Genomic DNA, 6,566 nt, shown 5'->3' on the forward strand with positions numbered 1-6,566 from the left:
CCGGCTCGGCGCCGGCGAGGTCGTCGAGGGTCGAGCCGCCCAGATAGGCGAGATAGGGCGGCACCAGCGGCAGCACGCAGGGCGAGACGAAGCTCACGAAGCCGGCGAGGAAGGCGGCGGGGAAGGGTGACGTCGGCCATGGAAACCATGAGCATTCCTTTCGGGGATCGCCGCGGCGGGCGCGGAGCGAGGGACCGGGCGGCCGGCCGAGGGCTCCTGCGGGGCGCCTTTGGCGCGTCGGAGATTGTCACACGGGCGTTGGAAAACTATGGTGTTGCTCTCGATCACCCGGCGTTTGGCCGGCCTCGGCACCGACCCGTCGCAGGGCCGGCGGCGGGAGATCGGGATGCCCTTGTGACCGTAGAAGGGGCGAAGGGCGCTAGCCCGAATTCGCCCGCAGCGGCCCGAGGGAGGGGGCGTTGCAATGAAGCGCATCGGACAGAATGAGCCGGGCTTCGATTTTCCTGCGCTGGTCGGGCGCGGAATCGATGTGGCGAAAGAGAGCCTGGCCAAGTGGCCGGGCCTGAAGCCGCCGACCGGCCGGCCGATGGCTCCGGGCGCGCCGCCGTTGCAGCCGTCCTGGTTCGGCAAGGATGCCGCGTTTCCGTTCGTGTCCGAGCGGGACGCCCACGTGCCCGGTGCCGCCGCCAAGCCGCTGCTTCCCGATCCGCAGAAGTTCGTCACCGACCTGCGCGCCTATTCCGGCATCCGCCATCGCGAGGCGGTGCCGCTGAAGGACAGCGTGGTGCTCGGCCGCCTCGGTGCGCTGGAGGTGCGGCTCGCCCGCACCGCGCGCGACGTGCGCCGCGCCCAGCGTTTGCGCTACAAGGTGTTCTACGAGGAGATGGCGGCGGTGCCCGACGCCGCCACGCGCCTCGCCCGCCGCGACATGGACAGCTTCGACACCATCTGCGACCACATCCTCGTGCTCGACCACGAGGCGGGCAAGGTGGTGCTCGGGCGCCGCAAGCCCAAGGTGGTCGGCACCTACCGCCTGCTGAAGCAGGACGTGGCCGAGCGCCACGGCGGCTTCTATACCCAGGGCGAGTTCGACGTCTCCGGCATCATCGCCGCCCACCCAAGCCTCAGGTTCCTGGAGCTCGGCCGCTCCTGCGTGCTCAAGCCCTACCGCAACAAGCGCACGGTGGAGCTGCTCTGGCACGGCGTGTGGACCTATATCCTGCGCAACAAGATCGACGTGATGTTCGGCTGCGCCAGCCTGGAGGGCACCGACCCGGACGCGCTGGCGCTGCCGCTCTCCTTCCTGCACCACAATGCCCGCGCGCCCGAGGAATGGCGCGCCCGCGCGGTGGAGCGCCGCTACACCGCCATGGACCGCCTGGCGAAGGCCGACATCAACCCCAAGGCGGCGCTGCACGCTTTGCCGCCGCTCATCAAGGGCTATCTGCGGCTCGGCGGCTATGTGGGCGACGGCGCGGTGGTGGACCACCAGTTCGGCACCACCGACGTGCTGATCATGCTGCCGGTCTCGGCCCTGAGCCCGCGCTACGTGGAGCATTTCGGCCCGTCCGCCAACCGCCACGCCATCTGAGCCGTCTGCGTCCGGAGGCGACGCGGCCCATGCAGGGCGCCGGAGAACCGCTTATGCTCGGGCGGTCCGGACCCCAGAGTGCGATCCGATCAGATTGAATCAATCTGATCGGTGGATCGCCCTCTAACTCAAAGAGAGAGAACGCGTGATCCGATCAGCTTGCGTAGCAACCTGATCGGCGCGTGCTCTTGCGAATCATGATCGAGATCTCGCCCCGCATCCGCATCCCCGAGGAGGAGATCGTCCTGGCCTTCGTGCGCGCCTCCGGGCCGGGCGGGCAGAACGTGAACAAGGTGTCGAGCGCGGTGCAGCTGCGCTTCGACGTCGCCGCATCCCCGAGCCTGCCGGAGGCGGTGAAGGGACGCCTTGCCGCCTTGGCCGGCCGGCGCCTCACGCGCGAGGGCGTGCTGGTGATCCAGGCCCAGCGCTTCCGCACCCAGGAGCGCAACCGCGAGGACGCCATCGAGCGTCTGGTGGAACTGGTGCGCGCCGCCCTCAAGGTGGACCCGCCGCGCCATCCCACGCGGCCGACCCTCGGCTCCAAGACCCGCCGGCTGGAGGCCAAGGCCCGGCGCGGCGCGGTCAAGAGCCTCAGGCAGGACAAGCCCGGGCAGGAGTGAGCGGGAGCAGCTTGGTCGAGGCGATGCCCGCAGTGGGGGCGCCGCCTGACTACCGCGCCGTCTTCAGCAGCCGGTCCGCCGCCGCCCGGGCTTCGGCGGTGACGGTGGCGCCGGCGAGCATGCGGGCGATCTCCTCGCGCCGCTCGCGCGTGCCGAGCACGGCGACGGAGGTGGTGACGGGCGGCTCGTGATCGGCCCCGTTGCTTGCCGTCTCCACGGCCCCCGCGATCGCCCCGACCTCCGCCGTTCCCTTGGCGATCAGCAGATGGTGCCGCGCCCGTGCCGCCACCTGCGGCGCATGGGTCACGCACAGCACCTGCACCTTGTCGGCGAGCCGGGCGAGGCGCTGGCCGATGGCGTCCGCCACCGCGCCGCCGACGCCGGTGTCGATCTCGTCGAACACCAGGGTCGGCGCCGAGCCCATGTCGGCCAGCACCACCTTCAGCGCCAGCAGGAAGCGGGCCAGCTCGCCGCCCGAGGCCACCTTCATGAGCGGGCCGGGACGGGTGCCGGGATTGGTGCGCACCCAGAATTCCACCTGGTCATAGCCGTCCGGGCCGGCGCTCGCGGGGTCGCTCGCAACCTTGGTGATGAAGGTGGCGCGCTCCAGCTTCAGGGGCGCGAGTTCCGCCCCCACCGCATCGTCGAGGCGGCGGGCGGCGGCATGGCGGCCGTGGGAGAGCGCATCGGCGGCGGCGCGGTAGGCGGCCTCGGCGTCGGCCGAGACCTTCTCGAGGCCCGCGAGATAGGTCGCGCTCTGGTCGAGCCGCTCCAGCTGCGCGGCGAAGCGGGCGACCACGGCCGGCAGGTCGTCCACCGGCGACGCATATTTGCGGCCCGCCGCGCGCAAAGCGAACAGCCGCTCCTCGATGCGCTCCAGCTCCGCCGGCTCGAAGGCGGCGTCGGCGAGGGCCGTCTCCAGGTGCCCGCGCGCCATCTCCAGAGCATTCAGCGCTTCGTCGATGGCCGCCACCGCCGGGCGCACCAGATCCTGCGCCTCACCGGCGCGGCGCTCCAGCCGCCGCACCGCGGCGGCGAGGGCGGGGATGGGGGAGGCCCCGCCCGACACCGCATCGAGCGCCTCGGAGAGATCGCCGGCGATCTTCTCGGCGCGCATCATGGTGGCGCGGCGCTCGGCGAGCTGCGTCTCCTCGCCCGGCTTCGGCGCCAGCGCGGCGAGTTCCTCCACCGCATGGCGGATGAAGTCGGCCTCCTTCTCGGCGGCGGCGATGCGGGCGCGCTCGGCGCGGGCGTTCTCCAGCGCCTCGCGCCACAGGCGCCACAGGCTGCCGAGCCCGGCAGCGGCGGTTGAGAGGCCGGCAAAGGCGTCCAGAAGCGCGCGGTGGCTGGCGGCGTCCACCATGGCGCGGTCGTCGTGCTGGCCGTGCAGCTCCACGAGGCTCGCGCCGATGAGGCGCAGCGTCTGCACGCTCACCTGCTCTTCATTGATGCTGGCACGGGTGCGCCCGTCGGCCATCTGCACCCGGCGGATGACGAGCGGTCCTTCGTCCGGCAGATCGGCGCCGGCGAGAATGTCGTGGGCGGGGTGGCCGGCGGCGAGGTCGAAGACCAGCGTCACCTGACCCTTCGGTGCGCCGTGTCGCACCAGAGCGCCGTCGCCGCGCCCGCCGAGGGCGAGCGACACGGCATCGAGCAGGATCGACTTCCCCGCTCCCGTCTCGCCGGTGAGGACGGTCAGTCCGTCCGCAAGGGAGAGATCGAGCTTCTCGATGAGGACGATGTCCCGGATCGAGAGCGAGGAGAGCATGGACCTTTAGCCGAGCCCCATCTTCTTGAATGCCTGGCTGATCCAGGACGCCTTGTTCTCCTGCGGTGCGGCGCCGCCCGAGGAGACCAGCTTGTAGGCGTCCTTGTACCACGGGCTGTCGGGGAAATTATAGCCCAGAACCGCGGCCGCCGTCTGCGCCTCGCTGACCACGCCGAGCGCCATGTAGGCCTCGGTGAGGCGCATGAGGGCCTCCTCCACCTGCCGGGTGGTCTGGTATTGGGTCACGACGACCTTGAAGCGGTTGATGGCGCCCGTGTAGTTGCGCTGCTCCAGATAGTAGCGCCCGATCATCATCTCCTTGCCGGCCAGCTGGTCGCGGGCCACCTCGATCTTTCTCTTGGCGGTCGCAGCGTATTCCGTGTTGGGATACTTGCGCACCACATCCTCGAGTGCCTCGAGCGCCTGGCGGGTCTTGCGCTGGTCGCGGGTGATGTCGGGAATGTTCTCGTAGAGCGAGGAGGCGACCAGATACTGTGCGTAGGCGGCATCCTGCGAGCCGGGATAGAGCGCCACGTAGCGGCGCCCGGCCATGATGGCCTCGTCGTACTTGCCGGCTTCGAAATAGGAATAGGTCGCCATCAGGAGGCCCTTGCGGGCCCATTCGGAATAGGGGTGGGTGCGGTCCACGTCCTCGAATCGGGTGGCCGCCTGGTCGGGCCGCTGCTGGCGCAGGAGGGTCAGGCCCTCATTGTAGATCTTCTCCGCCGGCTCGTCGGGAGGGAGCACCTCGTCCTTGTCGCTGGCGCAGGCCGACAGGACCAGGGCGCAGGCCAGCGAGACGGCGCACAGGAGGCTCCTGAGGCCCGCGCGCAACGTGTGAGCTTCGGTCGAAGATGGCATCACGATCCGTTTCCGTGCCGCGCCGTTCGGCTGCTGCGTTTCTATAGAAGCTTCGGGGTTAAGGAAATCGCGCCGCGATCGCCCCCGCCCCCCGGCTCTGCTCTCGGCCTTCGGCCCGCCCGCGCCTTGCCGCAGATGCGGGTAGGGGACTTTTCGGCCGGTATTGTGGCAGCATCCGGCCGGCAAAGCATTTCCTTGGGCAAAGCGTGTCGCCACGGCCACACTTGCGCCCGTCGCACGACCCAAAAGGAAAACCCGGCGGGGGCGCCGCCGGGCGAGGAGGTTTGACGAAACGCGGTTCGAAAATTCGGACGCCCGGAGCGATCAGACGTCCGGAGCGAACACCGGCACCGGGGCGGAGACGCCCATGTCGACACCCACCGTGTCGCGCACCGGACGGGCGGCCTCCTCGACCACGGCGAAGGCCGAGCGGTCGGCGAGCAGGGCGTCCACCACCGCGAAGTTCAGCTTGTGGCCGCCGCGGAAGGAGCGGTAGCGGGCCAGCAGCGGCAGGCCGGCCAGCGCCAGATCGCCCACCGCGTCCAGCGCCTTGTGGCGCACGAACTCGTCGTCGAAGCGCAGGCCCTCGGGATTGAGCACGCCGGCCTCGTCGAGGCAGATGGTGTTCTCCAGCGCGGCGCCGCGGGCATAGCCGGCCGAGCGCAGGCGCTCCACGTCCTTCAGGAAGCCGAAGGTGCGGGCGGAGGCCAGCTCGCGGCGGAACACCGAAGGGTTCATGGTGGCGGCGAAGCGCTGGCGGCCGATGAGGTCGTGGGAGAAGTCGATCTCGACCTCGAGGCGGAAGCCGGCGTCGTAGGGGAGAAGCTCGCCGAAGGAGGCGCCGTTCTCGACCCGGATCGGCTTGAGAACCTTGAGATACTTGCGGCGGCCGCGCAACTCGACCACGCCCGCGTCGTCGATGGCGTCCACGAAGTCGGCGGCGCTGCCGTCGAGGATCGGAACCTCGGGACCGTCGATCTCGACCGTCGCATTGTCGACGCCGAGGCCGGCGAAGGCGGACAGGAGATGCTCGACGGTGGAAACGAGGGCGCCGGAGCGATCGCCCAGCACGGTGGCGAGGTCGGTGGCCTGGACGGACTTGTGGGAGACGGTGGCCTTGCGGGGAGACTGGTCGGCGAAGGAACGGACGAAGACGATACCGGTATTGGCGCTCGCGGGCTTCAGAGTGATGGTCGCCTCGACCCCGGCGTGGACGCCGGCCCCCTTCAGGGTGATCTCACGAGCGAGCGTGGTTTGCATGTTCCGCACCGTTCTTAAGGGAAAGGCCACCCGAAGGCTGCCCACTTCCCTCCCCCAAAACATCACCTTGCGTTCCCACTTTCGCCGATCTTTCCCGAATAATTCGGAAACGGCGGAACCGGGAATCGCCCGAGGCGTTGGGTGAACCGTAGTCGGATGAGGCTGCGGCGCCAAATCACGCTTGCTTACCGCCTGTTACTGCGGTGCAAATTCAAATTACCATTAAAAATCAATGAATTGGGGCCGCGGCGATGACGCGGCCCCGGGTCTGTTGTTACATCCGCACGCGGTGCTTCAGTTGGCTTGCCGGCGCAGGAAGGCGGGGATCTCCAGCTGCTCGTCCTCGTCGCGGGGCATGGCGCGCTGGGGCACCTCGGCCGCCGGGCGGGGCGCGGGACGCTTGGCGAATTCGGAGACCGGATCGCCGGGGCGCTGGGGCAGGGTCGGACGCTGGTCGCCCATCGGACGCTCCATCGGCCGCTCGCCTGGGGACGCGACGGCGCTC

General features: G+C 69.8%; 5 protein-coding genes and 2 pseudogenes. 2 read left to right on the forward strand and 5 right to left on the reverse strand.

Annotated features, from left to right (window positions below):
• Nucleotides 1–140 (reverse strand): annotated as a pseudogene (locus AC2W7M_RS17315) (cytochrome c biogenesis protein CcdA); the annotation flags it as partial.
• Between the two features lie 350 nt (nt 141–490).
• Between AC2W7M_RS17315 and olsB the strand changes: the two are divergent.
• Both olsB and arfB read left to right on the forward strand, forming a co-directional pair.
• A complete protein-coding gene (gene olsB / locus AC2W7M_RS17320; RefSeq protein ID WP_486133572.1) occupies nt 491–1,552 on the forward strand; it encodes a l-ornithine N(alpha)-acyltransferase in 1,062 nt (353 codons plus the stop codon).
• A gap of 197 nt (nt 1,553–1,749) precedes the next feature.
• The gene (gene arfB / locus AC2W7M_RS17325) at nt 1,750–2,172 is read left to right on the forward strand and encodes an alternative ribosome rescue aminoacyl-tRNA hydrolase ArfB (protein ID WP_486133578.1); all 423 of its coding nucleotides are present in this window, start codon (nt 1,750–1,752) and stop codon (nt 2,170–2,172) included.
• 49 nt (nt 2,173–2,221) lie between these two features.
• On the opposite strand, the gene recN is transcribed toward arfB, so the two are convergent.
• The 4 genes and pseudogenes from recN to AC2W7M_RS17345 all read right to left on the reverse strand — a co-directional run.
• Entirely contained in the window at nt 2,222–3,940 is a 1,719-nt protein-coding gene (gene recN / locus AC2W7M_RS17330) for a DNA repair protein RecN (protein WP_486133574.1), read from the reverse strand.
• A 6-nt stretch (nt 3,941–3,946) separates the two neighbouring features.
• Nucleotides 3,947–4,801 (reverse strand): outer membrane protein assembly factor BamD, encoded by an 855-nt coding sequence (locus AC2W7M_RS17335; RefSeq protein ID WP_486133575.1) that lies wholly within the window; start codon nt 4,799–4,801, stop codon nt 3,947–3,949.
• Between the two features lie 324 nt (nt 4,802–5,125).
• On the reverse strand, nt 5,126–6,061 hold the full coding sequence (gene lpxC / locus AC2W7M_RS17340; protein ID WP_486133577.1) for a UDP-3-O-acyl-N-acetylglucosamine deacetylase: 936 nt from the start codon (nt 6,059–6,061) through the stop codon (nt 5,126–5,128).
• A 294-nt stretch (nt 6,062–6,355) separates the two neighbouring features.
• A pseudogene (locus AC2W7M_RS17345) lies at nt 6,356–6,566 on the reverse strand (cell division protein FtsZ); the annotation flags it as partial.

The sequence above is a fragment of the Xanthobacter sp. BG11Y11_SDJG genome, assembly GCF_057364445.1.

Bases quoted from the DNA above. Each gene is read 5' to 3' on its own strand.
- arfB (WP_486133578.1), top strand. From the start codon at position 1,750: ATGATCGAGATCTCGCCCCGCATCCGCATCCCCGAGGAGGAGATCGTC.
- recN (WP_486133574.1), bottom strand. From the start codon at position 3,940: ATGCTCTCCTCGCTCTCGATCCGGGACATCGTCCTCATCGAGAAGCTC.
- AC2W7M_RS17335 (WP_486133575.1), bottom strand. From the start codon at position 4,801: ATGCCATCTTCGACCGAAGCTCACACGTTGCGCGCGGGCCTCAGGAGC.
- lpxC (WP_486133577.1), bottom strand. From the start codon at position 6,061: ATGCAAACCACGCTCGCTCGTGAGATCACCCTGAAGGGGGCCGGCGTC.